The following is a 26,834-nucleotide window of genomic DNA, read 5'->3' on the forward strand; positions in this document are numbered from 1 at the left end:
AGAACCAGATCCGTCACCGCCGAATCCGAACGTCGTCGTCCCGCCAGCGCCGCCACCACCGGGCTCAGCGGGGGATCGGGGCCAGGCGCTGCAGCTGGGTGACGTGGCCGGGCTCGAGCTCCTCGAGGGACGCGACACCGAGCAGCCGCATGGTCCGCTCGATCTGCTCGGACAGGATCTGGATCATCCGGTCGACGCCGGCCTCGCCCCCGGCCATCAGACCGTAGAGGTACGCGCGACCGACCATCGTGTACCGGGCGCCGAGCGCGACCGCCGCGACGATGTCCGCGCCGGACATGATGCCCGTGTCGAGGTGCACCTCGGTGTCCATGCCGACCTCCTTGACCACGGAGGGCAGCAGGTGGAACGGGACCGGGGCGCGGTCGAGCTGGCGTCCGCCGTGGTTCGACAGGGTGATCCCGTCGACGCCCATCGTGGCCAGGCGCTTGGCGTCCGCCAGGGACTGCACGCCCTTCACGACGATCCTGCCCTTCCACTGCGTGCGGATCCAGGCGAGGTCCTCGTAGGTGACGGTCGGGTCGAACATGTGGTCGAGGAGTTCCCCGACGGTGCCGGACCAGCGGTCGAGCGAGGCGAACGCCAGCGGCTCGGTCGTCAGGAAGTCGAACCACCACCACGGGCGGGGGATCGCGTTGACGATGGTCTTGACGCCGAGCTGCGGCGGGATCGAGAACCCGTTGCGCTTGTCGCGGAGCCGCGCTCCCGCGACGGGCACGTCGACGGTGACCAGGAGCGTGTCGAACCCGGCGGCCTCGGCGCGGGACACCAGCGCCATCGACTTCTCGCGGTCCTTCCACATGTAGAGCTGGAACCAGTTGCGCCCGTGCGGGTTGGCGTCGCGGACGTCCTCGATCGCGGTGGTGCCCATCGTGGACAGGGCGAACGGGATGCCCGCGCGGCCGGCGGCCCGTGCTCCTGCACGCTCGCCCTCGGTCTGCATCATCCGCGTGAAGCCCGTGGGAGCGATGCCGAACGGGTACGCCACCGGAGCGCCGAGCACGTCCCAGTCGGTGCGGACCGTCGACACGTCGCGCAGGACCGCTGGCGTGAACTCGATGTCCTCGAACGCCTGTCGCGCCCGGGCGAGGGAGATCTCGGCCTCGGCGGCGCCCTCCGTGTAGTCGAACGCGGCCCGCGGTGTCCGTCGCTCGGCGATCGCCCGGAGGTCCCAGATCGTCAGCGCGTTCTCCAGCCGACGACGTCGGGCGTTGAGGTCCGGCTTCCGGAACTGCATGAGCGGCGCGAGGTCGCGCACCGTCGGCAGCTGCCGCTTCATCGGCGTCCGCGCGGTCGACGGTGTGCCGGGAGTCGCTGCCGGTGCCCCGGTCGCGGGGTCGACGCGGTGCTGGTCGTCGGTCGAGGTCATGCGGACGTCCTCTGTCTCGTGGTGGGTCGATCTGCTGGGTGTCCTGGTCGCGGACTGTACCGGACGGGTTCGACGGTCCTGGCGACCATCGCCCGGAGGGCTTCGAGCGACGCTCCGCCCAGGTCGGCGAGCCCGGCAGCCCGAGCCTGCACCAGGACGTTGCCGAGCGCCGTGGCCTCCACGGGCCCCGCCAGGACGGGCAGCCCCGTCCGGTCGGCGGTCAGCTGGCAGAGCAGGCGGTTCTGCGAGCCGCCGCCGACGACGTGCACCTGCCGGATGTCCTTCCCGGTGACCGCGATGATCGTCCGCAGGGTGTCCGCGTAGGCCGCAGCGAGCGACTCCAGGATGGACCGCACGACCTCGGCGCGGCCCCGCGGAGCGGGCAGTCCGTGGTCGGCGCACCACGCAGCGATGCGCGACGGCATGGCACCCGGCGGGGTGAAGGACGCGTCGGACGGGTCGAAGACGGGGACCGGGGTGGTGACGGCCGCGGCGGCGGCGAGCAGGGCCTCCAGGTCGATCGTGGAGCCGTCCCGCTCCCAGGTCCGGACGCTCTCGGACAGCAGCCACAGGCCGGACACGTTCTTCAGGAACCGGACCCGGCCGTCGACGCCGCCCTCGTTCGTGCAGTTCGCCGTCCGGGCCGCGTCCGTGAGGACCGGCGCCTCGAGCTCGACGCCGACGAGCGACCAGGTGCCGGAGGAGATGTAGGCGAAGTCGGACTCGGTCGCGGGGACCGCGACGACCGCGCTCGCGGTGTCGTGCGACCCGACGAGCGTGACCTGGGCACCGCGTCGACCGGTTCCGGCGCCGACGGCGGCCGCGACGGCGGGCAGCAGGGGGCCGAGCCGGTCACCCGGGTCACGGAGCGGGGCCAGGAACCCGGACGGGAGGCTCGCGGCGGCCAGCAGCGCCGGGTCCCACGCGCGGGTGGTCGCGTTCAGGAGACCGGTCGTCGAGGCGTTCGTGCGTTCGGCGGCCTCGACCCCGGTGAGTCGGGAGCCGAGCAGGTCGGGGACGAGGAGCGCCCGGTCGGCTCGTCCGCGTGCGGGGTCGGCCGCGAGCTGGAACAGCGTGTTGAACGGCAGGTGCTGCAGGCCGTTGCGGGCGTAGAGCTCGGCGGCACCCATCCTGGCGTGCACGATCCCGACGCCGCGCTCGTGCCGGTCGTCGCGGTAGTGCATCGGCGGTCCGAGCAGCTGCCCGTCGCGGAGCAGGCCGTAGTCGACCGCCCAGGAGTCGATGCCGATGCTGGCGAGGTCGGGGGACCGCCCGAACGCGACGCGGAGCCCGTCGAGCGCCTGGCGTTCGAGCTCCTCGACGTCCCAGTGCAGCGTGTCGCGGCCGTCCTCGGTGCGCGTGACGGGGCCGTTCGGGAACCGGGCGACCTGCTGCATCCGGACCCCGTCGGCGTCCACGTGCCCGACCACCACGCGCCCGCTCGTCGCGCCGAGGTCCACCGCCGCGACGCTGCCGCCCGTGGTCATCGCGTCACCGGAGGAACGCGGCGGCCACGCCGGCGTCGACGGGCACGTGCAGCCCGGTGGTGTGCGAGAAGTCCGCCGTGCAGATCGCCGCGACGGCGTTCGCGACGTTCTCGGGCACGACCTCCCGCTTGAGGATCGTGCGCTGGGCGTAGAACGCGCCGAGGTCCTGCTCGTCGATCCCGTAGGTCTTCGCCCGGTTCGCACCCCAGCCGCTCGCGAAGATGCCCGAGCCACGGACGACCCCGTCGGGGTTGATGCCGTTCACGCGGACGCCGTGTTCGCCGAGCTCGGCCGCGAGGAGCCGGACCTGGTGCGCCTGGTCGGCCTTCGTGGCGGAGTACGCGATGTTGTTCGGCCCCGCGAACACCGAGTTCTTCGACGAGATGTACACGATGTCGCCGCCGAGGCCCTGCTCGATGAGCACCTTCGCGGCCGCCTTCGACACCAGGAACGAGCCCTTCGCCATGACGTCGTGCTGCAGGTCCCAGTCCTGTTCGGTGGTCTCGAGGAGGCTCTTGGACAGCGAGAGCCCGGCGTTGTTCACGACGAGGTCCAGGCCGCCGAAGTGCAGCAGCGTCTCCTGCACCGCCCGCTCGATGGCCGCGGCGCTCGTGACGTCCGCGGCGATGCCGATCGCTCGGTCCGTGTCGCCGATCTCTGCGGCGGCGGCCTGGGCCTTCGTCAGGTCGAGGTCCGCGATGACGACCGCGGCGCCGTCGGCCGCGAGGCGCTTCGCGATGGCCTTGCCGATGCCCGACGCGGCCCCGGTCACCAGGGCGATGCGCGTCGCGAGCACCTTCGGGGCGGGCATCCGCCGGAGCTTCGCCTCCTCGAGCGCCCAGTACTCGATGCGGAACTTCTCGGCCTCGTCGATCGGGGCGTAGGTGCTGAGCGCCTCGGCGCCGCGCATCACGTTGATCGCGTTCGTGTAGAACTCGCCGGCGACCCGTGCGGTCTGGGCGTCCCTGCCGTACGAGAACATCCCGACGCCCGGCACGAGCACGATGAGCGGGTCGGCGCCGCGGATGGCGGGGGAGTCCTCGTCAGCGTGGCGGTCGTAGTAGGCCTGGTAGTCCGCGCGGTACTGCTCGTGGAGTTCGTGCAGGCGCGCGACCGCGTCCTCGACCGAGGCACTCGCGGGCAGGTCGAGGACCAGCGGCTTCACCTTCGTCCGGAGGAAGTGGTCGGGGCAGCTGGTGCCGAGGGCGGCGAGCTCCTCCGCCCGTGCCGACGCCAGGAAGTCGAGCACGACGTCCGTGTCCGTGACGTGTCCGACGACGGGCGTGTCGTGCCCGGCGATGCCGCGGATCGTCGGGGCGAGGGCAGCGGCACGTGCCCGGCGCTCCTCGGTCGGCAGGGCCTCGAACCCGGGGCGCACGGGGCCGAACGGCTCGGGCTTCCCGTTGGCCGCGATGTAGCGCTCCGCGGTGTCGATGATCCAGCGCGAGTTCGCCTCGGCCTCGTCGCTCGTGGCACCCCACGCCGTGATGCCGTGGCCGCCGAGGACGGTGCCGATCGCCTCGGGGTGCTCACGTTCGACGGCGGCGATGTCGAGCCCGAGCTGGAACCCCGGTCGACGCCACGGCACCCAGACGACCTTCTCGCCGAAGACGCGCTCGGTCAGCGCCGGTCCGTCCGCCGCGGTGGCGATCGCGATGCCGGCGTCCGGGTGCAGGTGGTCGACGTGCTGAGCCCGCACGAGGGCGTGCATCGCGGTGTCGATCGACGGGGCAGCGCCGCCCTTCCCGAACAGGCAGTGGTCGAACGCGGCGACCATCTCGTCCTCGCGCTCGACGCCCGGGTAGACCTGCTGCAGTGCCCGGACCCGGTCGAGCCGCAGCACGGCGAGGCCCGCCGGGGTGAGCGTGCCGAGGTCGCCCCCGGAGCCCTTCACCCAGAGCAGCTCCACCGGTTCGCCCGTCACGGGGTCGGTGTCGGTGCCCGTGGCGGACGTGTTGCCGCCCGCGTAGTTCGTGATCCGCGGGTCGGAGCCGAGCGCGTTCGAGCGCGCGACGAGCGCCGCGACCGTCGCGTCTGCGTCGGTGCCGTGCGGTGCGGGGTCCACCCGTGCCTCCAGGTCGTTGATCGTCATGTCCCTACGCACCCCAGCCCGCCTGGACGCCACCGACGCGGTCGGCCGCGATCGACTGCTGGTACCCGGAGTCGAGGTAGGCGCGCATCGGGTTCGCCGGCAGCCCGCGCGACTCGCGCCAGGCCGCCAGGTCCTTCCGGACGTCGGTCTGGAAGGCGTCCATGAAGACCTCGTTCGCACCGAGGACGTCGTGGGCCTCCTGTGCCGCGGTGAGGGCCACGCGGTCGAGCAGCAGCGCCCGGGCCGTCATCTCCTGCACGTTCAGCACCGAGCGGATCTGCCCGGGGATCTTGTCCTCGACGTTGTGGCACTGGTCGAGCATGAACGCCACGTCCGCGTTGTCGTACCCGCCGCCGCGGATGACCTCGACCAGGATGCGGAAGAGCTGGAACGGGTCGGCGGCGCCCACGATCAGGTCGTCGTCGGCGTAGAAGCGCGAGTTGAAGTCGAAGCTCCCGAGCTTCCCGAGGCGCAGGAGCTGCATCACGATGAACTCGATGTTCGTGCCGGGGGCGTGGTGCCCGGTGTCCAGGCAGACCATCGCCTTCGGGCCGAGGGCGCTCGTCTGCACGTAGCTGGTGCCCCAGTCCGGGACGTCCGTGTGGTAGAACGCCGGCTCGAAGAACTTGTACTCGAGCACCAGGCGCTGGTCGTCGCCCAGGCGGCCGTAGATCGTGCTGAGCGACTCGTGCAGGCGGTCCTGGCGTTCGCGCATGTCGGCCTGGCCGGGGTAGTTCGACCCCTCGGCGAGCCAGATCTTCAGGTCGCGGCTGCCGGTGGCGTCCATCACGTCGATGCAGCGCAGGTGGTGGTCGATGGCCTTCTGCCGGACGACGGCGTCGGTGTGGGTGAGCGCACCGAACTTGTAGTCGTCGTCCTGGAAGGTGTTCGAGTTGATCGTCCCGAGCCGCACGCCGTGGTCCTCGGCGTGACGACGCAGGTCGGCGAAGTCGTCGACGAGGTCCCACGGGATGTGCAGCGCGACCGTCGGGGCGAGCCCGGTGTACCGGTGCACCTGCGCGGCGTCGGCGATCTTCTCGTACGGGTCCCGCGGGGTGCCCGGCGTGGTGAAGACCTTGAAGCGGGTGCCGGAGTTGCCGAAGGCCCATGACGGCAGTTCGATCTGCTGGCGTGTCAGCTGGTCGGCGATGCCGGCGAAGCTCGGGGTGGATGTCATCGTGTCACTTCCTCGTGTGCGACTGGTTCGTGCTGCTGCGGCCGGGTCATCAGTGCACCGGGACCGCCGCCGGCGCCCGCAGCTCGTGCGTGCCGCCCGCCAACCGCTGCTCCTCGAGCCCGGGCAGGCGCACCACCGCGGTGACGCCCTCCGGCACGGTCACCCGCACCAGGAGTGCCTCGTCGGCCAGCTCCCACCGCACGGCGACGTGCCCGTGCACGGTGTCGAGCGTCGTCTCCGCCCAGGTCAGGCCGCCACCGGGCTGCGGCGCGACGAGCACCGTCTCGTACCCGGGCGTCAGCGGCGCGAGGCCACCGACCACCCGGTGCATCCAGTCCGCCACGGCACCGAGTGCGTAGTGGTTGAACGAGGTCATCTCGCCCGGGTTGATCGTGCCGTCCGGCAGCATCGAGTCCCAGCGCTCCCACACCGTCGTCGCCCCCATCGTCACCGGGTACAGCCACGACGGGCACTCCGTCTGCAGCAGCAGCCGGTACGCGTCGTCGAGGTGCCCGGTCTGCGTCAGCGCGTCCGTGATGAACGGCGTCCCCGCGAAGCCCGTCGAGATCCGGTACCCGGACTCGGCCGCCAGCTCGGCGAGCCGGTCGCCCGCCGCGCGGGTGTCCTCGTCCGAGAGGATCCCGAACACGATCGCCAGCGCGTACACCGTGGTGCAGTCCGACCTGATGCGGCCGTCCGTCACGTAGTGCTCCCGGAACGCGGCCTGGAGGCTCGCAGCCATCTCCCGGGCCTCGGTCGTCTCCGCCTCGTGGCCGGGGAGCAGGGCGCCCGCCTCGGCGACGAGCGTCGCCGACCGGTACGCGCAGACCGTCGCGACGACGCCGGGGTCGGCCTTCGCCTTCGCGGCGTCCTCCGGCGGGGCGTCGGGGTCGAGCCAGTCGCCGAACTGGAAGACCGTGTCCCAGAGGCCCTGCGGCGAGAGGTGGTCGCGGATCCGGCGGAGGTGCGCGGCCATCGAGTCGAACTGCTCCTCGAGCACCGCGGTGTCGCCGTACGCCTGGTACAGCGTCCACGGCACCCAGACCCCGGCGTCCGACCAGATCGCGGTGGCGTCGGGGACGCCGAAGTCCTCGGCGGGGGAGTACTTCAGCACGTCGGGCACGACGAACGGGATGACCCCGTCGGCGTGCTGCTGCTCGAGCCAGACGTCACGGAGCCAGTCGCCGAGGAACGCCCGGGTGTCGAACAGGTACGACGCGGTCGGGGCGAACGCGGCGATGTCGCCCGTCCACCCGAGTCGCTCGTCGCGCTGCGGGCAGTCCGTCGGGACGCTGAGGAAGTTGCCCTGCATGCCCCGCACGACGTTCTCGTGGAAGGTGTTCAGCAGGTCGTGGCTCGACGTGAAGGTGCCCGTGCGGGTGAGGTCGCTGCCGACCTGCACGGCGGTGACGGCCGCGCGGAGGTCGTCGAGCGAGCCCGGCCACCCGTCGACCTCGGCGTACCGGAACCCGTGGAAGGTGAAGCGGGGCTCGAACACGTCGGGGGTGTCGGCGCCGTTGCCGCTCAGGGTGAAGTGGTCCGTCGCCTTCGCGGTGCGCAGGGGGCGGGTGCCGAGCTCGTCGTGCTCGAGGACCTCGGCGTGCCGGAGCGTCAGGACCGTGCCGGCGGGGCCCGATGCCGTGACGCGCACCCAGCCGACCAGGTTCACGCCGAAGTCGACGAGGGTGGCGCCGGACGGGCTCGTCCAGACGTCGACCGGGGCGAGCTCCGCCAGGGGCCGGACGGGCGGCACGGTGTCGGCGACGAGCTCGCGGTCGCCGATCGACACGGTGTGGACGCCGGCCGCGTGCTCGAGCTGCCCCGGGTGCTTCCACGTCGTGTCGTCGACCCGGGCGTCGACGTCCTGGCCGTCGTAGAGCTGGTCGTCCGTGATCGGGCTCGGCAGCGCCTGCCAGTCGGTGTCCGTCGCGACGGTCTGCTCGTGGCCGTCGGCGAAGGTGACGTGCAGCTCGGCGAACCCGGCGCGCTCGTCCGTGTACCAGCCGCCACCGCCGCCCCACGCGAGCCGACCAGCAGCCCAGCCGCGGCCGAGGACCAGCGCGAGCACCGCAGCGCTCCCCGGTGCCACGGTCAGGTGCTCCGTGACGTCGTGCGAGACGACGCGGATGCGCCACTCGTAGCTTGTCCACCCGGGTTCGAGCAGGTGGTCCGAGACGCGGGTGCCACCGAGCCAGGCCTCGACGACGCCGAGGGCGCTGACGTCGAGGGTCGCCGCGGTCACGGCACCGTGGCCGTCGTCGAGGGTGAACTCCCGACGGAGGATCGGTGCGCTGCCGGACTCGGCGTCGGAGTCGGCCGCGATGAACGGTGCGGTCCAGGTGGTCATGGTGTCCTTCCGGCGGCCGTCGTCGTCGACGGCCGCGTCGTTGTGTCGGTGGGTCCGGCGGTGGTGGGCCGACCTGCGCGGGGCGGGTCGACCCTCCTGGCCGGGGTGGGCGTCAGCCCTTGACGGCGCCGCTGGTCATGCCGGCGACGATCTGGCGTTGGAAGAAGACGTACAGGATCAGCGGGGGGATCGTGATCAGCAGCACGTCGGTGAACAGCAGGTTCAGCTGGCTGACGGACTGGCTCTGGAACGCGTAGAGCGTCTGCTGGACCGTGGCGTTCTCGGACCCGGGCAGGAAGTACAGCGGGTTCGCGAAGTCGTTGAACACGGCGACGGACTGCACGAGCACGACCGTGATGATGACCGGCTTGAGCAGCGGCAGGACGACCCCGAAGAACAGGCGGATCGGTCCGGCGCCGTCGAGCACGGCCGCCTCGTCGAGCTCCTTGGGGATCGTCGCGACGAACGCCCGGAAGAGCAGGATGCAGAACGACAGGCCGAAGGTGGCCTCGATGAGGATCATCCCGCCCATCGTCTTGAACAGGTTGAGCCCCTGCAGCACCCAGATCGTCGGGACGATCGCCGGGGGGACGATGAGCCCGGCGAGGACGAAGAAGTTGACCACGCCGTTCCACCGGCCGGGGCGACGCTGCAGCACGTAGCCGACCATCGCGGAGAAGACCACCATGATGAGCACGCTGCCGACGGTCAGCACGGCGCTGTTCACGAACGCCCGGACGATGCCGGACTCGCCGCTCTGGAACACCGCCCGCAGGTTCTGCCACAGCTGCCAGTCGGTCGGCAGGGTGAAGCCGAGCTGGTTCGCCTCGGCCGGGGACTTCGCCGCCTGCAGCAGCACGAAGACGAACGGCACCAGGAACACGACGAACGACACCACGATGGCGACGATGCCGATGACCCACCGGCGGACGGTGCCGGGGTGTCGGCGCCGCGGTGCCGTGGCCGGACGGGACGCGGCGAGGGCGCTCACAGCTCCGGCTCCTTCCGGTTCAGCAGCCACGAGACCGGCACCATGATCGCGGTGACGACGACGAAGAGCACGACGTTGCCCGCGGTCGACAGGCCGTAGAAGCCCGCCTGGTACTGCTTGTAGATCACACTCGCGATGACGTCGCTCGTGAAGCCGGGGCCACCGCCGGTCATCGCCCAGATGAGGTCGAAGGACCGCAGCCCTCCGATGAGCGACAGGATGACGACGGTGCCCATCGCCGGCCGGGACAACGGCAGGGTGATGTTCTTGAAGATCGTCCACGCGCTCGCGCCGTCGACCCTGGCGGCCTCGAAGTACTCCTGGGGGATCGCGACGATCCCCGCGATGAAGATGAGCGTCGCGATGCCGACGCCCTTCCAGACGTCCACCGCGGCGACGCTCCAGAGGGCGAGGGCCGGGTCGGTCAGCCACCCCGGGGTGGGGAGGCCGACCGAACCGAGCAGCCCGTTCACGATCCCGTGGAAGGGGTCGAGCAGGGCTTTGAACGTGATGCCGATGCCGATCGTCGACACGAGCACCGGGAAGAACACGACCGCCCGGAGGTAGCCGCGCCCGAGCACCGGGGACGTGAGGAGCAGAGCGAGGGCGAGTCCGAGGACCACCTTCGCCGCGCTCGTCACGAACCCGTACTCGAACGTGTGCACGAACCCGGAGACGAGCTGCGGGTCCTGGAAGAACCGGACGAAGTTGTCGAAGCCGATGAAGGTCTGGTCGAACAGCGTCCAGCGAGTCAGGGCGAACCAGAAGCCGGCGAACGTCGGGACCGCGAAGAACACGACGTACAGCGCGATCGCGGGGATGAAGAACCACGCGGGGTAGAACGAGCGCATCCTGCTGCGGGCCGGACCCGGTCCTGCCTTCGTCGTCTGCGGCGGGGCCACCGCCGTCGTGAGCGTCGCGGTCACGTCGTCACCAGCCCTTGATGCCGAGCTGCTGGGCCTGCTGCACGACGTCCTGGTCGTACTGCTTGGCACCCACGGCCGCGGTCGAGATGCCGGAGCCGACCTGCACGCAGATCTTCTCGAGGTTCGGGCCCTTGATCGGGGAGAGGAACTCCAGGGCCGGCGTCGCCTTGCCGTCGTCGATGTACTTCTGGAGGTCACCGAGCATCGCCGGCACGTCGTCCGGCAGGGTGCACGTGGAGATGACGTACGGGCCACCGGGCGTCCCGGTGTCGTTCTGGATCGCGCAGCCCTTCGACGAGTTGACGAAGGCGATGAACTTCTTCGCCGCCGCGAGCTTGTCGCCCTCGGTCGTCTTCGGGATGTACAGGCCGTTCGGCTCCCAGATTGTGAGCGTGGTGTCGTCGGCGGCCTGGGCCGGCAGGGCGAAGGCGCCGATGTCGTCGACCGCGTCCGGGCTGTCCTGCTGCAGGGTCGAGATGGCGTTCGTCAGCATCGGGTACTGCGCCCCGGTGCCGTCGGCGAGCATCTTCAGGCCGTTCGCCTGGGTGGCGGAGGCGAAGTCCTCGTTCACGAGGCCCTTCGCCTCGACCTCGGCCAGGTGGTCGAAGCCCGCGAGGGCCGGGTCCTTCGCGTAGGACTCCTTGTTCGCGGTGTACTTCGACGCCCAGTTCGCCTGCTGCGCCGTGATGTTGGCGAAGTCGCCGAGCACGAACAGCTGGCTGGTCCAGGTGTCGCCGTAGGTCTGGATGACCGGGGTGACCTTGCCGGCGTCCTTGATCGCCTGGCTGTTGCTGATGAACTCGTCCCACGTGGTGGGCACCTTCAGCCCGAGGTCGGCGTAGACCTTCTTGTTGTACATGACCGCGCCGCCGAAGCTGGTGCCGATCGGGGCGCCGTACACGCCCTTGTCCGTGCTGACGACCTTCGTGAACTGCTTGTCGACGTCCTTCGTCCAGCTCTGGTCGGACAGGTCCACGAGGGTGTTGTCCGGGTTGAGCGCCTGCATCAGCGACCCGGAGTTGTAGTTGAAGACGTCGGCCATCTCGCCCGTCGACAGCTGGGTCTTCACGAGGTTGTCGCCCTCGGTGCCCTGCGGTCGGGTGTCGAACTTGACGGTGACGCCCGGGTTCGCCTTCTCGAACGCGGCGATGAGCGGCTTCGCGGTGGCGGCGGTCGCCGGGGAGTTGTCCGCCTGGTAGGTGATCTGGACCTTGCCGCCGCCGGTGTCGGCCGAGCCGCCGGACGAACAGCCGGCGAGACCGCCGATGAGGACCGTGGCGCCGCCGATGGCGAGCAGCCGGGTGGTCAGGGAACGAGCTGACATCCTTACCTCCTCGTAAGGGCCCGGGTGGTGGGACGCCCGGGTGGAACGGACCGGACACCGCATCGTCGCGGTGCCTGGCTGGTGCTGTTAGAACGTTTCAATCGGAATGGAACCACGAGGATTGAAGCGTGTCAATCGCCCGGGCGAGATCGGTGTCGCGCGGTGTTGTCGGTGCGGGTGGTCGAACCGCGCGTCGGGGGTCGAATCCCGCGCGGGAGGTCGAATCGCGCGTGGGCGGTCGACCCCGGGCAGGAGGTCGAATCCCGCGTAGAGGGTCGAATTCCGCGTGGGAGGTCGAATCGCGCGTAGGGGGTCGTTCGTTCCCACCACCAACGCGCGGAACCGCTTCCCATCGCGGGCGTCAGGGGAAGGAACGCGCAGATCGGGCACGGCGCACCGCTTCCCATCGCGGGCGTCAGGGGAAGGAACGCGCAGATCGGGCACGGCACACCGCTTCCCATCGCGGGCGTTATGGGAAGGACCGCGCGGTCAGGGCTCCGTACGCCGCAGGTCGCTCGGGGTGCAGGCCGCCGCCCGGGCCGCAGCCGCCGCAGCCGAGCGACCGATCGTGCTCTCCCGGGGGACGAGCTCGCTGCCGATCACCACGGTCCGGTGCACGTGCGTCTCGGGAGCGTCGGTGAGCTCGGCGAGGAGCAGCTCCACGGCCGCTGCGCCCATCTCGGCGCCGTGCATCGTCACCGAGGTGAGCGGCACGGCCCCACCCCAGGCGATCGAGTTGTGGTCGCACCCGGACACCGGGATGTCCTCGGGGACGCGGATGCCCGCGGCCCGGAGCTCCGTCACGACCGCCATCGCGAGCAGGTCGGTCACCCCGAGAACCCCGTCGGGCCGTTCGTCCGCCGGCATCCGCGCGACCCGGGCCCCGGCGTCGGTGCCCCCGGGTGGGTCGATGCCCCCGGCGTCGACGTCGACCAGGGTCACCCCGGGGTGGGCGGCGACGGCGCGGAGGACCCCGGCCCGCCGCCGGTGCACCGGTTGCAGGTCGAGCCGGGCGCTGACGAACCCGATGCGTCGACACCCCTGGGCGATGAGGTGCTCGGTGGCGATGAAGCCCGCTTGCTCGTTGTCCACGATCACGGAGCAGGCGTCGACCTCGCTCGGCTCGTAGTTCACGTAGACGACGGGCCGGCCGTGGCGGCGGGTGAGTTCGACCTGGTCGCGGGACTCGGTCATCGTGGCGAGCAGGATCCCCGAGACCCGGGAGCTCTCGAGGGACGCCAGGTGGTCGCCCTGCGCGCGGAGGTCGTCCTCGCTGCTCGTGATGAGCAGGGTGCGGTCCTGTGCCCGGGCGGCAAGCTGGGCGCCGCTGACCATGTCGCTGAACAGCGAGTTGCGGAGCGACATGACGACGAGGCCGATCGCGCGGCTGCTGCCGGCGACGAGGGCCCGGGCGTTCCGGTTCGGCGTGTACCCGAGCTCGGCGATCGCGGTCTGGACCCGCTCGGCGGTGGCCGGGCGGACGCGCTCCGGGTGGTTCAGCACGTTGGAGACCGTGGCCAACGAGACCCCGGCCCGCGCGGCGACGTGGTGGACGCTGGGTGGCCCGTCACGACGCGGGGACTGGGCCATCCCACGATCGTAGACGGCGCGCGTAGGCACAGCCGGGCGGCGCGGGCGCAGCCGGGCCCACAGGCGCAGCCGGGCAGCACGCAGCGCGGGGCCGGTCAGCGCACGGTGGACTGCCGCACGACGAGCTCCGGCGTGAACTCCACCTGTTCGAGCTCGATGTCCTGCCCCTGCTCGACCTGCCGCACCAGCAGGTCGATCGCCCGTCGGCCGAGGTCCTGCGCCGGCTGCCGGACCGACGTCAGGGGCACGACGGCGACCTCGGCGAACGCGATGTCGTCGTAGCCGACGATGGCGATCTCCTCCGGGACGGCGACGGAGCCGCGCATCACGAAGGCCTGCTCGAGCCCGACCGCGACCAGGTCGTTCGCGGCGAACACGGCGTCCGGCCGCTCGGACGCGGGGCGGCGCTGGAGCTCCTCGCCCACGCGACGGCCCTCGAGCACGGACAGCGACGTCGTCGGCAGCACCTCGAGGGACGCGCCCGCGGCGGTGGTCGCGGCGAGGGCTCCCGCGTGCCGGTCGACGACCTGGCGGATGCCGAACGGTCCGCCGACGTACGCGATCCAGCGTCGTCCGATCGCGAGCAGGTGTTCGACCGCGATCCGGCCGCCCGCCACGTCGTCGACGGACACGGAGGCGAACGGCTCGTCGTCGGCCCGGCGGTCGACGAGCACGACGGCGGTGCCCTGGTCGCGGAGCCGTGCGAGCCGGGAGAGGTCGTCACCGGCGGGGGAGATGAGCAGCCCGGCGACACGGCGTTCCTCGAAGAGGTCGACGTAGGTGCGTTCGCGGTCGGTGGACTCGTCCGAGTTCCCGATGAGGACGGCGAGGCCCTTCGACATCGCGGCGTCCTCGGCTCCGCGGGCGACGTCGGTGAAGAACGGGTTGCCGCCGTCGAGCACGATGAGCCCGACCGTGGAGCTCCGCCCGGCACGGAGCTGTCGGGCGGAGTCGTTGCGCACGAAGCCCAGCTCGGCGATGGCGTTCTGCACCCGGACGACGGTGCCGGGGGCGACCTTCTCGGGACGGTTCAGCACGTTCGAGACCGTGCCGAGGGACACGCCGGCGAGTGCCGCGACCTCTCGAACACTCACCGTCATGCGGTCATCCTGACAGTCGGAGTGCCCGTGGGGCGTCAGTCGGTCCGCAGGGTGTCGTTCGTGTCGGCCGCGACGGGCTCCTCGGTGGTCCACCCGTACCAGCGGCCGTCGACCTCGACCGTGGCACGTCCGTCACCGCAGGTGTGCAGGCCGGTGGTGGGCAGGTGGTCCGGCAGGAAGCCGGCGGACATCGCGGGGCCACCGTGGGGCCCGTCGAGGGGCGTGCAGGCAGCGGTGTCGACGCCCGCGGCGGAGTCGAAGGCGATGACGTACCCGGGCTCCTCGGTGTCGAGGCGGACGTCGATGTCCTCCGCGTCCGAGGGGACCCACGCCGGCATGAACCAGGCCAGGTCCTCCGAGTCCGCCTTCGACGGGGCGTCGGAGTACGTGTCGTAGTGGTGCTGCTGTTCCTTCTGGTACGGCTCCAGCAGGCTGCACCCGGTGAGGGTGGCGACGATGAGGCCCATCCCGAGGACGGCGAGACCGGAGGTCAGGGCGGAGCGCTCGGAACGGGCGGTGGCGGGGGATGCGTTCTCGGTCATGAGACCATCCTCGAACCGACATGCGACCGGTGGAACACGGCCGTCACCCGCTTCCTGGGTGGGGTTGTCCCCCCGGTCGGCTGGCGGGTCTCACCCCGGTGGCGGGACGGTCCCACCGGACTGGAGGCGCGCCTCCAGTCCGGTGGGGTGGTGTCAGTGACCGACGGTGACGGTCTGGTCGAGCTGGTTCCGACCCGTCTTCGCGTCCCAGGTTCCGACGTTCGCGGTCTGGACCGCGAAGTCCGGGTTGCCGGCGATGCTGCGCTCGGCTGCCGGCATGGCCAGCGCGAGGGACCAGGTGCCCTTCGGCAGACCGCGCAGCGGTGCCGACAGGGTGACCGTCTGGCCCGGCTGCCAGGAGCGGACGTCCGTGCGCACCGGCACGGAGACGGTCCGCTTCCCGTTGGTCAGGACGACCTGCACCGGGCGGGCGTTGTACGGGGCGGCCCAGCCGTCGTTGCGGACGGAGACCGAGACGGACGGCGTGCGGCCGGTGGTGACCGTGCTCTTCGTCATGGTGAAGCGGTAGCCCAGACGCTTGGCGGTCTCGGTCATGCCGGCGTCACCCCACGTGGCGAGCACGTCCTGGTTGTAGTCCAGGTTGAGGTAGCTGTAGTGGTACTTCGCCATCTCGGCCGAGGCGGACGGGAACTCGGAGCGCGGCGGGTTCACGGTGCAGGTCTCGCCACCGACGGGCACGTACCGCGAGTCCGCCGCCAGGTAGTCCTGGTCGAGCGAGAGCGGGTCGGACAGGAACGTGCCGAAGTCGTCGGGCGAGGCCAAGAAGCAGTCGTTGTGGTGGCCGACGCGGGACTTCGCGGAGCCGTCGTGGGCCTGGGCCGGCGTGAGCGCACCGGCCGTGCCCGACGGCAGACCGAGTGCTGCCTGCTTCGTCGCCATGGTCCGGACCTGCACCGAGCGGCTCCCCGGCAGTGCGGCGAGCTCGGCCTGCAGCACCTGACGGCGTGCGGCCTGGTCGGCCTCGGTCAGGACGCCGGGGTTCGACGGGTCGCTGGCGAAGTGGTCGGTGTAGTAGCCCTCGCCCCAGAGGCCGATGAAGCCCTCCTGCAGGGTCGGGATGACGTCGGCGTTGCGGCGGAGGAGCGGCGTGAGCTGCTTGATGTGCCCGAGCACGGTCGGCAGGTCGGCGTCGCCGTACGGTGCGGAGTACGGGTAGTCGCCGCCCTGGACGTAGGCGAAGCGGGTGATGACGCCGACGCCGGCCTGGCGCGCGGTGTCGTAGTCCCGCTGCACCAGCTTCAACCACGCGGGCGAGAGCTTCGCCTGGTCGACGAAGGCCTCCATGTAGAAGACCCGCACGATCTGCGTGACGCCCTCGGCGCGGTAGGAGCGGAGCGTCGCGAGGTCGAGCGGCGTGTAGCCGGTGCCGTCGGCGCGGTAGTGCGTCGCCGTGGTGTGGTCGAAGCCACGCTCCGGGTTCGGGATCACGGCGTCGCTCGCCGTGTAGGAGACCGTCGACGAGTGCGACGGTGGGCGGTGCGTCGCCGTCGCCGCGGAGGCGGCGGTCGGGACGGCGAGCGTCAGAGCGGCAGCGGCTGCGACAGCCCCCGCGACGATGCGGTGGTGGAGCATGGAGGAGACCCCTTCTCGGTCACGCGTGGACCTCGACACCGCGACCCCTGATCGCGGCGATCCTGCGTGATTCTGGTGAGAAGGTACGTCAACCGATCAGAAGTGCGCAAGAGCAGTGCGCGGACCAGTCACTGGCGAGCGATGGTGGCGAGGGCCTCCGCGGCGCGCTCGGCGTCGTCCCGCGTGACGTCGAGGTGCGTGACCACGCGGACCTTCGTCCGGCCCAGCTGCATCAGCCGCACACCGCGCGCCGCGGCCTCGGCGACGAACGCGGCCGGGTCGGCGACCTCGGCGAAGACGATGTTCGTGTCGACCGTCGCCGGGTCGACACCGAGTGCAGCGGCGAGCAAGCGCGCGTTCGCGTGGTCGTCCGCGAGCCGGTCGACGTTGTTGCGCAGGGCGAAGCGTCCGGCGGCCGCCAGCATCCCCGTCTGCCGCATGCCCCCGCCGTACCGCTTCCGCCAGAGCCGTGCGGCCGCGATGTGCTCGGCTGACCCCACCAGCACCGACCCGACGGGCGCACCGAGGCCCTTCGACAGGCACACGGAGACCGTGTCGAAGCCGGCGGCCAGTTCGTGGAGCGGACGACCGGAGGCGACGTGCGCGTTCCACAGGCGTGCCCCGTCGAGGTGCAGGGCGATGCCGTGCTCGCGCGCGAAGGCCTGCACGGCGAGCACCTCGTCGTGCGGCTGCACGGTCCCGCCGCCGAAGTTGTGCGTGTTCTCGAGGGCGATCGCCGTCGTCGACACCGAGTACGCGCCGGCGTTCGGCTCGGCGATGTCCCGCACGGCCTCGGCCACGAGCCGCCCGTTCTCGGACGCCCAGGTGCGGGTCGTGATGCCGGAGAACACCGCGGCGGCACCGAGCTCGGCACGGACCACGTGGGCCTGCACGTCGGCGACGAGCTCCTCGCCGGGACCGACGAGCAGCCGGAGGCCGAGCTGGTTCGCCATCGAGCCGGACGGTGTGAAGAGCCCCGCCGGGTGTCCGAGCAGGGCAGCGACGTCCTGCTCGAGGCGGGTGGTCTCGGGGTCCTCGCCGTAGACGTCGTCGCCGACCTCGGCGTCGAGCATCGCGGCGCGCATCTCGGGGGTGGGGCGGGTCACGGTGTCGGAGCGCAGGTCGATCACCCGACAACGCTAGCGGCTTGCGTCGGGCGCCGCGGCTAGCGTTGGCCCCATGCAGCCACCCGCTCCCGGAGCCCTCCGCATCCTGCACCTGTCCGACACGCACCTGACCGGCGACGGCGCCCTCCACCAGGGCACGGTCGACACCACCGCGGCGCTCGAGACGCTGCTGCACCGGCTCGAGGTGGTCGAGGGCGTCGGGCTCGTCGTCGTCTCGGGTGACTTGTCCGAGGACGGCTCGCGGGAGTCGTACCAGGCGCTCCGCGACCGGGTCGGTGACTGGGCGACCCGCCACGGTGCCGCGCTCGTCGTCGTGCCGGGCAACCACGACCAGCGCGAGGGCTTCCGGCAGGTGCTCGCGAACGGGCACGTCCTGGGCGAGGGTGGCTCGCCGCTCATGCACACGCTCGAGCACCAGCCGCCGACGGTCCCGGTCCGCGGGCAGTCGGTCGTCGCCGGCCGTCGGGTCGTCACCGTCGACACCAGCGTCCCGGGCGCCGGGTACGGCTCGATCAGTGCCGAGTCGCTCGACCACCTCCGCGCGGCGCTCGACGGGGACCCGGCGCCGTACGGCTCCGTCGTCGTGCTGCACCACCCGCCGCTGCCGGCCCCGACCGCCCTGCACGCCGCCCTGCAGCTGCAGAACCCCGGTGACCTGGCCGACGCGGTGCGGGGGAGCGACGTGCGGGTCGTCCTCGCCGGGCACTACCACCACCACTCCGCGGGCTCGGTCGGTGGCGTGCCGGTGCTCGTCGCGCCCGGCGTCGCGAACGACACCGACGTCATCGGTCCGTACGGCGAGGAGTCGGCCTACGTCGGGACCGGAGCGCTCGTCGTGGACCTCGCCGAGGACGCCACCCTCTGGTCGACGCCGGTCCGGGTGCCCGTGCCCGCGTCCGACACGATCGCGGTGCACCACGACGCGGCCTCGGTGGCGCGGATCATCGAGGTCGCCGGGGCGCACTGACGCGCGGCGGCCCCTCCGGGTGCTCGACGCACGCGTGCCGTGCCCGTGAGGACCCCGGGCGTCCGGGACGACCGCCCGGTTCTCGTGTAAGCCGGAGCGCAAGGAAACGAAGGAGTGCCCCATGCGACACGGCAACGCTGTGCAGTACGACCGTTACGGCGACTTCGACGTCGTCCAGCTCGTCGACATCGAACGACCGAAGCCAGGACCGGGCGAGGTCGTCGTCGAGGTCTCCGTCGCCGGCCTGAACCACATCGAGCGGTTCCTCCGCGAGGGCAAGCTCAAGGACTTCGTCGACCTGGACTTCCCGGCCCGCCAGGGCGTGGACTTCGCCGGCGTCGTCGTCGCGAAGGGTGCCGAGGTCCGCGACCTGCACGTCAACGACGAGGTGATGGGCCACGCTCCCCACGGCGGGTCGCACGCGACCTGGGTGACCGTCCCGCGGGGCGCCGTCGTGAAGAAGCCCTCGAGCATGACGTTCGAGGTCGCCGGCAGCCTGTACCTGGCCGGGTGCACCGCGCTCTCCATCGTCCGGTCGCTCAAGCTCGGGCCGGACGACACCGTCGTGATCAGCGCGGCCGCCGGCGGCGTCGGGCACATCGAGTGCCAGCTCGCCAAGGAGACCGGGGCGACGGTCATCGGCCTCGGCAGCCCGCGCAACCACGACGCCCTCCGGCAGATCGGCGTGCTCCCGGTGTCCTACGGCGAAGGGGAGCTCGACCGGATCCGCGAGATCGCCGACGGCCGCCCGGTCACGGCGTTCATCGACAACCGCGAGCACAACGAGAACGTCGCCCTGGCGGCGGACCTCGGCGTCAGTGACAAGCGCTTCATCACGAGCGAGCAGCGCCGCGACCTGGAGATCCGTTTCCTCCGGGCACCCGGGGACGACCAGGAGGCGTCGGAGATGCTGACCCGGCTCGGCGACCTCGTGCAGCGGCACAAGGTGCAGTTCATCATCTCCGGGTACTACCCGTTCGAGTACATCGTCGACGCGTACGAGGACCTGGCCGAGATGCACTCCCGCGGCAAGGTCGTCGTCGGCATGCAGCCGGTGGAGACCGGGTCGCGCCTGCACTGGTACAAGTCGGAGAAGTCCCGCGACCTGCACGACCCCGTCTCGCGCGCGGTGCCGCACCCCGAGGCGTCCTAGGGGCGTCCGCGGCGCACGAGGGGCGTCCTAGCTGAGGACGTCCTTCGTGGCGAAGCGCCCGTACGCCAGGGTGCCGAAGACCGCGACGTAGCCGAGCTGCAGCAGCGCGTTGCTGCCGAACGAGTCGAACGCGATCGGGTCGCGCAGCAGGTCGCCGAACCCGAGCCACTGGTGCGAGAACAGGAACGGGTGCAGCCAGTCGAGCTGCGGGAGCTGGTCGAGGACCTGGGACGCACCGGCCAGCACCACCGTCGACGCCATCGCACCGACTGGCACGTTCGTCAGCGAGGACGCGAACAGCCCGATCGCGGACAGCCCGAGCATCGACAGCGTGACGTAGAGCGCCAGCAGGAGGGCACGGCCGGCGTAGGACCACCCGTCGACCTGCGTGCCCGAGAGCAGCGTCACGGGGCCGATCGGGAACAGCGCGGCGCCGATCGCGGCACCGACGAGCACGATCACGAGCGTCGCCGCGAGGCAGAAGGCGACCGCGCCGACGTACTTCACGAGGATGAACCGCAGCCGCCCGGTCGGGGCGACGAGCAGGTAGCGGATGGTGCCGTGGCTGGCCTCACCCGCGACGGTGTCGCCGGCCACCACCCCGACGGTGAGCGGCAGGAACAGCGGGATCGACACGGTCAGCGCCGTGAACGACACGAACAGCCCGTTGTTGGTGATGTCGCCGAGGAACGCCGGTCCGCCGGAGTCCCCGCCGGTGGTCAGTCGGACGGCCACGGCGATGAGGATCGGCACGAGTGCGAGGGCCCCGAGCATCGCCCAGGTGCGGCGACGCCGGAACACGAGGGCGAGCTCGGACCCGAGCAGCGCGAACGGACGGGTGCGGCGGGGCTCCTGCTCGACGGCGGGCGCGGTCGGTGCGACGGCCGCGTCAGGCTGCGACATCGAATCCCTCTCCGGTCAGGGCGACGAACAGGTCCTCGAGGGTGCCGCCACCGACGGCGAGCCCGCGGATCCGGACGTCGGCCCGGACGAGCTCGGCGGCGATGGTCTCCGGGAGCACCTCGGCGGGCAGGTCCGCCACCAGGACGTCCGCTCCGCCGTCGTGGCGTGGCGCGAGTCCGAGGCGCATCAACACGGTGCCGGCCTGCCCGAGGTCGGGCGTGCGGACGGTGACCGTGCGGGCCCCGGCGGAGCGGAGGTCGTCGAGCGTGCCCTGCGCGACGATCCTGCCGGTGCGCATCACCGCGGCGTGCGTGCAGACCTGCTCGATCTCGGCGAGCAGGTGGCTCGACACGAAGACCGTGGTGCCGTCGTCGGCGAGGGAGCGGATGAGGTTGCGGACCTCACGCGTGCCCTGGGGGTCGAGGCCGTTCGTCGGCTCGTCGAGCACCAGGAGTTCGCGCGGGGTGAGCAGCGCGTTCGCCAGGCCCAGGCGCTGCTTCATGCCGAGCGAGTAGGCGTGCGCCTTCTTGTCGGCCGCGTGCGAGAGCCCGACGCGGTCGAGCGCGGAGGCGACGCGGTCCTTGCGGGTGCGGGAGTCCGTGGTCGGGTCGGCGGCGTCGAACCGGGAGAGGTTCGCCCGCCCGGACAGGTACGGGTAGAACGCGGGCCCCTCGACCAGCGCACCGACCTTCGGCAGCACCCGGTGGAGTCCGGCAGGCATCGACTCGCCGAGCACCTCGATCGAGCCGCTCGTGGCCGAGGACAGCCCGAGGAGCATCCGGATGGTGGTCGTCTTGCCGGAGCCGTTCGGCCCGAGGAAGCCGAAGACCGCACCGCGCGGGACCGCGAGGTCGATCCCGTCGACGGCGCGCTGCTTGCGGAAGACCTTCGCCAGGCCCGTGGTGCGGATCGCGAGGTCGGCGCCGGACGCCGAGGTGGTGGCGTCCGGCGTCACCGGGCTCTCGGTGTCGGTCGTGCTCACTTCGCGGCGGCGACCAGGCTCGACACGGGGACGGCACCCGCGAGCACGCGGCCGTCGTCGGTCAGGTAGACGGACACGAGCGAGGTCTGGATGGCACGGCCACCGTCGACCGCTCGCGTGAGCTGGCCGAGGAGGCCCTGGGCGTCCGCCCCGAGCGCACCCTGGTCGGCGGTGCCGGCGGGGAGTTCGGCGATGGTCGACCAGCCGCTCCCGGTGAGGGTGGGGGCGTCGTCGCCCGTGCCGTGGGCACCGCGGTGCGACCCGGCGTGGTCGGCTGCGTCGGAGAGGTCCTTCGTGCTGACCTTCGCTCCGGACGGCGGGGTGAAGTCGAAGAGCCGGGCGGCCGGGGCGCCGTAGTCGAGGCTCGTGAAGCCGACCTGGACCGCGGGCTCGGACTGTCCGTCGGCCTGGATCGCTGCGCGGAGGGGGAGCCCGGTCTGCTTGTCGACGGCGAGCTCGACGCTGCCCACGAGGGTGTCGGAGGACTTCGGCGTGAGGACGAGCTGCCAGGCGTCGTGGCCGGCCACCGAGGTCGTGGTGGGCTTCGACACGGTGGTGCTCGGGCGGATCGCGGCGATCGCCTGCTTCGCGAGGTCGGCGGGGGTCATGGTGCCGTCGCGGAAGGACTCCTTGACGTGGTCCGGCAACATGACGTGGGTGGCTTCGCGGGCCTTCGAGTCCCAGGTCCAGACGTCGGAGCCGTTGCGGACGAGGTCCTGCTCGGCGAGCTGCTGCGTGACCTGGACGCGCTGCTTGGTCGCACCGTCGACGTAGACGCGGGCGGTGTGCGAGGACGTCAGGAGGGAGAGGGCGTCGGAGGCGTTGCCCTCGAGCGAGGAGCCACCGGAGCCGGCGGGGAGTTCCGGCAGGCCGAGGTCGCTGGTCTGCGAGAGCTTGCCGGAGTACTGGGCGTCGGAGGACTTCGCGACGCTGGCGATGACGTCGGCGGCGGTCGGGTCCGTCCCGGCGATCGGGTCGTTCGCGGCGCTCGCGAGCGTCGGGGCGGCGATGGCGCCGGCGACGACGACCGGTGCGATGACGGCGGGCAGCCAGGCGGACTTCTTCATCGTCCATCTCCTCGGATGGTTGAGCCCCTCGAGTGGAGCGTGGGATCAGCAGCACACTAGGTCGGGCAACCGACAGTGGGCTGTGTCCTCGGGGGGCTGCCGGCGCTTCGTAGACTCGTGGCCTGGCCGGGCGACGGTCGGTGGCGGCGAGGGAGGCGGCATGCGGGCGGTGCTCGGTCTGGACATCGGGACGTCGAGCACGAAGGCGCTCCTGGTCCGGCTCGACGGCACGATCCTGGCCGAGGTCGGACGGCACCACGACGTCGACCGCCCCGAGCAGGGCCTCGTCGAGATGGACCCCGAGCTGTGGTGGCGCGAGTTCTGCGACCTGACGCGGGAGCTCCTCGCGCTCGTGCCCGGCGCCCGGGTCGAGTCCGTCGGCGTGAGCGGCATCGGGCCGTGCGTGCTCCTCACCGACGCGGCGTCCAGGCCGTTGCGCCCCGCGATCCTCTACGGCGTCGACACCCGTACGGCCGACATGCTCGACGACCTGACCGAGGAGCTCGGCGGTGAGGACGCGGTCCGTGCCCGGTGCGGTTCGGCGCTCAGCACGCAGGCCGCCGGGGCGAAGCTCGCCTGGGTCGCCCGGAACGAACCCGACGTGTGGGCGCGGGCCGAGCGGTTCACGATGCCCTCGTCCCGGGTCGTCGAGCTGCTCACCGGGGAGTACGTCCTCGACCACCACTCGGCCAGCCAGAGCACCCCGCTCTACGACGTCCACACGAACGCGTGGATCCCGGAGTGGTGCGCGCTCGTCGCACCCGGTCTGCCCATGCCCCGACTGCTCTGGTCCGGGGACGCCGCCGGGACCGTCACCGGCGTGGCGGCCGCGGCCACGGGCCTCCCGGTCGGGATCCCCGTGACGGCCGGGACCATCGACGCCTGGGCGGAGGGCCTCAGTGTCGGTGCGTCGGTGCCGGGCCGGATGTCGCTGCAGTACGGCACCACCATGTTCATGATCACGCCGACGGCCGAGCCGACCCGTGTGCCGGGGATGTGGACGACGGTCGGCACCCGCCCGGACCAGCCGTGCGTGTCCGGGGGGACGGCGACCTCCGGTGCGGTCACCGACTGGCTGCGGCGTCTCGTTGACGCGGACTGGCCGACCATGCTCGCGGAGGCGGACGCCTCGGGCGTCGGCGCGCACGGGCTGTTGATGCTGCCGTACTTCGCGGGGGAGCGGACGCCGATCGCCGACCCCGACGCGCGCGGGGTGATCGCCGGGCTGACCGTGCGGCACACCCGCGGTGACCTGTACCGGGCGACGCTCGAGGCGACGGCGTTCGCGGTCCGGCACAACATCGAGACGCTGCGGGCGGCCGGGGTGCCCGTGCGGGAGCTCGTCGGTGCCGGAGGAGGCCTGCTCGGGCGGCTGTGGCCCCGGATCGTCACGGACGTCACCGGGCTGCCGCAGACGATCCCCTCGGTGACCGTGGGGGCGTCCTACGGGTCGGCGTTCCTGGCGGCGGCACTCGTCACCGCGGTCGACATCGCCGTGTGGAACCCGCCGGCGAGCGTCATCGAGCCCGACCCCGACCGGGCCGCGGCGTACGAGGCCGGGTACCGCGACTACCGCGAGCTGTACGAGGTGACGAAGGCCGTCGTGCACCGGTTGGCGGCACGGGGGTGAGCGAGCGGTTCCGCGTGGAGCCGCACGAAGTGGATCGGCTCGCGCCACGGGAGTCCGTGGCGCGAGCCGATGTGTGTCGTGCGCCGACGCCTATGCCTGCGCGTCGACCCCGGCGGGTGCGCTGCCGTCGTACTCGCAGATCGCGTTGACCTTGTCGGCGCTGGCGCTCGAGGTGTCGAACTCGTAGCCGAGCCACTCCTTCGCCAGGCGCCGGGCGAGCTCCACGCCGATCACGCGCTGGCCCATGCAGAGGACCTGGGCGTCGTTCGAGAGGATCGAGCGCTCCACGCTGTACGAGTCGTGCGCGGTGACGGCACGGATGCCGGGCACCTTGTTGGCGGCGATCGCGACGCCGAGTCCGGTGCCGCAGAACAGGATCGCGCGGTCGGCCTCCCCGTTCGCCACCATCCGGGCGGCGTCGACGGCCACGTGCGGGTACGCGGTGTGGCCGTCGGCGTCGACGCCGACGTCGGTCACCGACGAGACGCGCTCGTCGGCCTCGAGGTCCTTCTTGAGGATCTCCTTGTAGTCGAACCCGGCATCGTCCGAGCCGATCACGAGACGGTACGTCATGCGTGTGTTCCTTCCTTGTCAGCAGCGCGTGCGGCGAGGACCTCGCCGACGCGCGTGAGGATCATCCCCATCGAGGTGGCGCCCGCGTCGGGCGTCCCCAGGCTCTTCTCCGCCAACGGCCGGGCACGCCCGACCTTCGGCCTGAGGTCGGCGGTGGCTTCAGCCTCCGTCACGGAGACGACGGCAGCAGCCTGCCACGCGTCGGTGAGCGAGCGTCCAGACGCCACCGACGACCGGAGCTCGTCGACGAACGGCAGAAGGGCGTCGAGCATCGTCTTGTCCCCGCGGGACGCCCCGCCGAGGTGCACGATCGAGTCGGCGAAGGCCTGGCTGGCCTCGACGACGTCAGCGGGTTCGATGGTCTCGCGGTCGTCGCGCAGCGACCGTCCGAAGGCCTCGAGCGCCGCACCCCACAGGACCCCGGAGGTGCCGCCCGCGAACTCGGCCCACGCGTCACCGGCGCGTCCGAGGACGAAGGCGACCCCGGCCTCCTGGCCGAGTGCATCGACCGCCTTGCGGGCCGCACCGATCCCCTTGACCATGCCGCGACCGTGGTCGCCGTCCCCGGCGACCGCGTCGATGCGGCCGAGCTGCTCCTCGTGGTCGCGGAGGAGCGCGTCCACCGCCTCGACGGCGGCGCGCGCGGTCTGTGCAGCCGACCGGGAGGCTCCGCTCGCGTCCGGCACGACGGTCGCCGCTTCCTCGGCTTCGGCAGCGGCCTCGGCCGGCAGGAGCGCGTCGACCGGCGCCGCCACCTTGCGGTAGGCGGGCGTGTAGGCGTCGGCGCGCCAGAGGCGCTCGAGCTCGTCGTCGAGCCACTGCAGGGTCAGCGAGCAGCCGCCCATGTCGAGGCTCGTGACGAGTTCACCGACCTCCGGCTCGACGACCTCGATCCCGGCGTCGGCGAGGAGCGGGAGGACCCGGCCCCAGAGCAGGAACAGCTCCTCGTACTTGGTGTCGCCGAGGCCGTTGAGGATCGGGGCGACCCGGGTGCCGGCGGCGTCCGGGCGGTCGGCCAGCAGCCGTTCGACGAGCAGGCTCGCCAGGTCGGTCGCGCTGAGCAGGGGGACGTCCTCGATGCCGGGCTCGCCATGGATGCCGAGGCCGAGGCCGAGGTGGCCCTCCGGCACGGTGAAGAGCGGTTCGGTGGCCCCGGGCATCGTGCAGCCCGAGAACGCGACGCCGATCGTCCGCGTGGCGGTGTTGCTCGCGTTCCCGACCCGCTCGACCTCGTCGAGGGACGCACCCTCGGCGGCGGCCGCGCCCATCGCCTTGAACACGGAGAAGTCGCCCGCGATGCCGCGGCGCTTCGACTCCTCGTCGGCGCTGGCGATGTCGTCCGTGACCACGACGATGCGGGTGTCGATGCCCTCGGCACGGAGCCGTTCGGCGGCGAGCCCGAAGTTCATCGTGTCGCCGGCGTAGTTGCCGAACGAGAGCACGACGCCGCGGCCCTGGTCGGCGGCCTTGGCGACTGCGTAGACCTGGGCGGTCGAGGGCGAGGTGAAGATGTTCCCGACGACGGCGCCGGTGGCGAAGCCCGGGCCGACGACCCCGCAGAACGCGGGGTAGTGGCCGGAGCCGCCGCCGACGACGACCGCGACCTGCGGCTCGGCGCCCTTCGTCGGGAGGCCGACGACGCCGCCGTGGACGCCGCGCACGCGGTCGGCGTAGAGGGCGAGCCAGCCGGCGAGCTGGTCCTCGGCGAAGTCCTCCGGGTGGTCGTGGATCGTGGTCATGACAGCGCTGTCCTTCGTCTCGGGTGTTCAGTGTGCGCCTGCCGCCGCAGCGACAGGGTCAGTCGTGCATGCCTGCGATGCAGTCCGTGATGCTCGGGATGCACTCGTGCATGCTCGGGACTCAGCTGTGCATGCTC

Annotated in this window: 21 protein-coding genes; 3 read left to right on the forward strand and 18 right to left on the reverse strand. The window is 71.9% G+C overall.

Features of this window, described 5'->3' with window-relative positions:
* Positions 1-64: 64 nt before the first annotated feature.
* The 13 genes from OXR63_RS13395 to OXR63_RS13455 form a co-directional block, all read right to left on the reverse strand.
* Positions 65-1,297 (reverse strand): alpha-hydroxy acid oxidase, encoded by a 1,233-nt coding sequence (locus OXR63_RS13395; protein WP_267424079.1) that lies wholly within the window; start codon positions 1,295-1,297, stop codon positions 65-67.
* Positions 1,298-1,383: 86 nt separating this feature from the next.
* The gene (locus OXR63_RS13400) at positions 1,384-2,874 is read right to left on the reverse strand and encodes a rhamnulokinase (RefSeq protein ID WP_267424048.1); all 1,491 of its coding nucleotides are present in this window, start codon (positions 2,872-2,874) and stop codon (positions 1,384-1,386) included.
* A gap of 4 nt (positions 2,875-2,878) precedes the next feature.
* Positions 2,879-4,966 (reverse strand): bifunctional aldolase/short-chain dehydrogenase, encoded by a 2,088-nt coding sequence (locus OXR63_RS13405; RefSeq protein WP_267424050.1) that lies wholly within the window; start codon positions 4,964-4,966, stop codon positions 2,879-2,881.
* A 4-nt stretch (positions 4,967-4,970) separates the two neighbouring features.
* On the reverse strand, positions 4,971-6,143 hold the full coding sequence (gene rhaI, locus OXR63_RS13410) for an L-rhamnose isomerase (protein ID WP_267424052.1): 1,173 nt from the start codon (positions 6,141-6,143) through the stop codon (positions 4,971-4,973).
* 49 nt (positions 6,144-6,192) lie between these two features.
* Positions 6,193-8,490, reverse strand: a complete 2,298-nt coding sequence (locus OXR63_RS13415) for a family 78 glycoside hydrolase catalytic domain (RefSeq protein ID WP_267424054.1) — start codon at positions 8,488-8,490, stop codon at positions 6,193-6,195.
* 112 nt (positions 8,491-8,602) lie between these two features.
* Entirely contained in the window at positions 8,603-9,481 is an 879-nt protein-coding gene (locus OXR63_RS13420; protein WP_267424056.1) for a carbohydrate ABC transporter permease, read from the reverse strand.
* Positions 9,478-10,332, reverse strand: coding sequence for a carbohydrate ABC transporter permease (locus OXR63_RS13425; protein WP_267424080.1), 855 nt, complete (start codon positions 10,330-10,332; stop codon positions 9,478-9,480). The genes OXR63_RS13420 and OXR63_RS13425 overlap by 4 nt, the downstream gene beginning before the upstream one ends.
* Positions 10,333-10,411: 79 nt before the next feature.
* Positions 10,412-11,731 carry an ABC transporter substrate-binding protein gene (locus tag OXR63_RS13430; protein ID WP_267424058.1) on the reverse strand — a complete coding sequence of 440 codons (1,320 nt, stop codon included), beginning with the start codon at positions 11,729-11,731 and terminating at the stop codon, positions 10,412-10,414.
* Between the two features lie 489 nt (positions 11,732-12,220).
* Positions 12,221-13,321 (reverse strand): LacI family DNA-binding transcriptional regulator, encoded by a 1,101-nt coding sequence (locus OXR63_RS13435; RefSeq protein ID WP_267424060.1) that lies wholly within the window; start codon positions 13,319-13,321, stop codon positions 12,221-12,223.
* A 95-nt stretch (positions 13,322-13,416) separates the two neighbouring features.
* Positions 13,417-14,421, reverse strand: coding sequence for a LacI family DNA-binding transcriptional regulator (locus OXR63_RS13440; protein ID WP_267424062.1), 1,005 nt, complete (start codon positions 14,419-14,421; stop codon positions 13,417-13,419).
* 35 nt (positions 14,422-14,456) lie between these two features.
* Positions 14,457-14,963, reverse strand: a complete 507-nt coding sequence (locus tag OXR63_RS13445) for a hypothetical protein (protein ID WP_267424064.1) — start codon at positions 14,961-14,963, stop codon at positions 14,457-14,459.
* A 153-nt stretch (positions 14,964-15,116) separates the two neighbouring features.
* The gene (locus tag OXR63_RS13450) at positions 15,117-16,556 is read right to left on the reverse strand and encodes a DUF4832 domain-containing protein (RefSeq protein ID WP_267424065.1); all 1,440 of its coding nucleotides are present in this window, start codon (positions 16,554-16,556) and stop codon (positions 15,117-15,119) included.
* A gap of 128 nt (positions 16,557-16,684) precedes the next feature.
* The gene (locus OXR63_RS13455; RefSeq protein WP_267424067.1) at positions 16,685-17,686 is read right to left on the reverse strand and encodes a threonine aldolase family protein; all 1,002 of its coding nucleotides are present in this window, start codon (positions 17,684-17,686) and stop codon (positions 16,685-16,687) included.
* Positions 17,687-17,735: 49 nt separating this feature from the next.
* On the opposite strand from OXR63_RS13455, the gene OXR63_RS13460 reads away from it, so the two are divergent.
* Together OXR63_RS13460 and OXR63_RS13465 are read left to right on the forward strand one after the other, a co-directional pair.
* On the forward strand, positions 17,736-18,650 hold the full coding sequence (locus tag OXR63_RS13460) for a metallophosphoesterase (RefSeq protein ID WP_267424069.1): 915 nt from the start codon (positions 17,736-17,738) through the stop codon (positions 18,648-18,650).
* A gap of 121 nt (positions 18,651-18,771) precedes the next feature.
* Positions 18,772-19,803, forward strand: a complete 1,032-nt coding sequence (locus OXR63_RS13465; RefSeq protein WP_267424071.1) for an NADP-dependent oxidoreductase — start codon at positions 18,772-18,774, stop codon at positions 19,801-19,803.
* A 27-nt stretch (positions 19,804-19,830) separates the two neighbouring features.
* On the opposite strand, the gene OXR63_RS13470 is transcribed toward OXR63_RS13465, so the two are convergent.
* Genes OXR63_RS13470 through OXR63_RS13480 form a run of 3 tightly spaced genes read right to left on the reverse strand, consistent with a single transcriptional unit; the run spans position 19,831 to position 22,755 of the window.
* Positions 19,831-20,706: an ABC transporter permease gene (locus OXR63_RS13470; RefSeq protein ID WP_194661777.1), complete on the reverse strand. Its 876-nt coding sequence runs from the start codon at positions 20,704-20,706 to the stop codon at positions 19,831-19,833.
* Positions 20,693-21,661 (reverse strand): ABC transporter ATP-binding protein, encoded by a 969-nt coding sequence (locus OXR63_RS13475; RefSeq protein WP_267424081.1) that lies wholly within the window; start codon positions 21,659-21,661, stop codon positions 20,693-20,695. The genes OXR63_RS13470 and OXR63_RS13475 overlap by 14 nt, the downstream gene beginning before the upstream one ends.
* Positions 21,662-21,684: 23 nt before the next feature.
* On the reverse strand, positions 21,685-22,755 hold the full coding sequence (locus OXR63_RS13480) for a LolA family protein (protein ID WP_267424073.1): 1,071 nt from the start codon (positions 22,753-22,755) through the stop codon (positions 21,685-21,687).
* A 160-nt stretch (positions 22,756-22,915) separates the two neighbouring features.
* Here OXR63_RS13480 and OXR63_RS13485 point away from each other — a divergent pair, with 160 nt between their 5' ends.
* Complete coding sequence (locus tag OXR63_RS13485) at positions 22,916-24,385, forward strand: FGGY-family carbohydrate kinase (RefSeq protein ID WP_267424075.1); 1,470 nt, start codon at positions 22,916-22,918, stop codon at positions 24,383-24,385.
* A gap of 90 nt (positions 24,386-24,475) precedes the next feature.
* Here OXR63_RS13485 and OXR63_RS13490 read toward each other — a convergent pair whose 3' ends face one another.
* Together OXR63_RS13490 and OXR63_RS13495 are read right to left on the reverse strand one after the other, a co-directional pair.
* Complete coding sequence (locus tag OXR63_RS13490) at positions 24,476-24,958, reverse strand: ribose-5-phosphate isomerase (RefSeq protein ID WP_267424077.1); 483 nt, start codon at positions 24,956-24,958, stop codon at positions 24,476-24,478.
* A complete protein-coding gene (locus OXR63_RS13495) occupies positions 24,955-26,697 on the reverse strand; it encodes a dihydroxyacetone kinase family protein (RefSeq protein ID WP_267424078.1) in 1,743 nt (580 codons plus the stop codon). The genes OXR63_RS13490 and OXR63_RS13495 overlap by 4 nt, the downstream gene beginning before the upstream one ends.
* Between the last annotated feature and the right edge of the window lie 137 nt (positions 26,698-26,834).

Source organism: Curtobacterium sp. GC_Cur_3, assembly GCF_026544205.1.
Lineage (GTDB): Bacteria > Actinomycetota > Actinomycetes > Actinomycetales > Microbacteriaceae > Curtobacterium.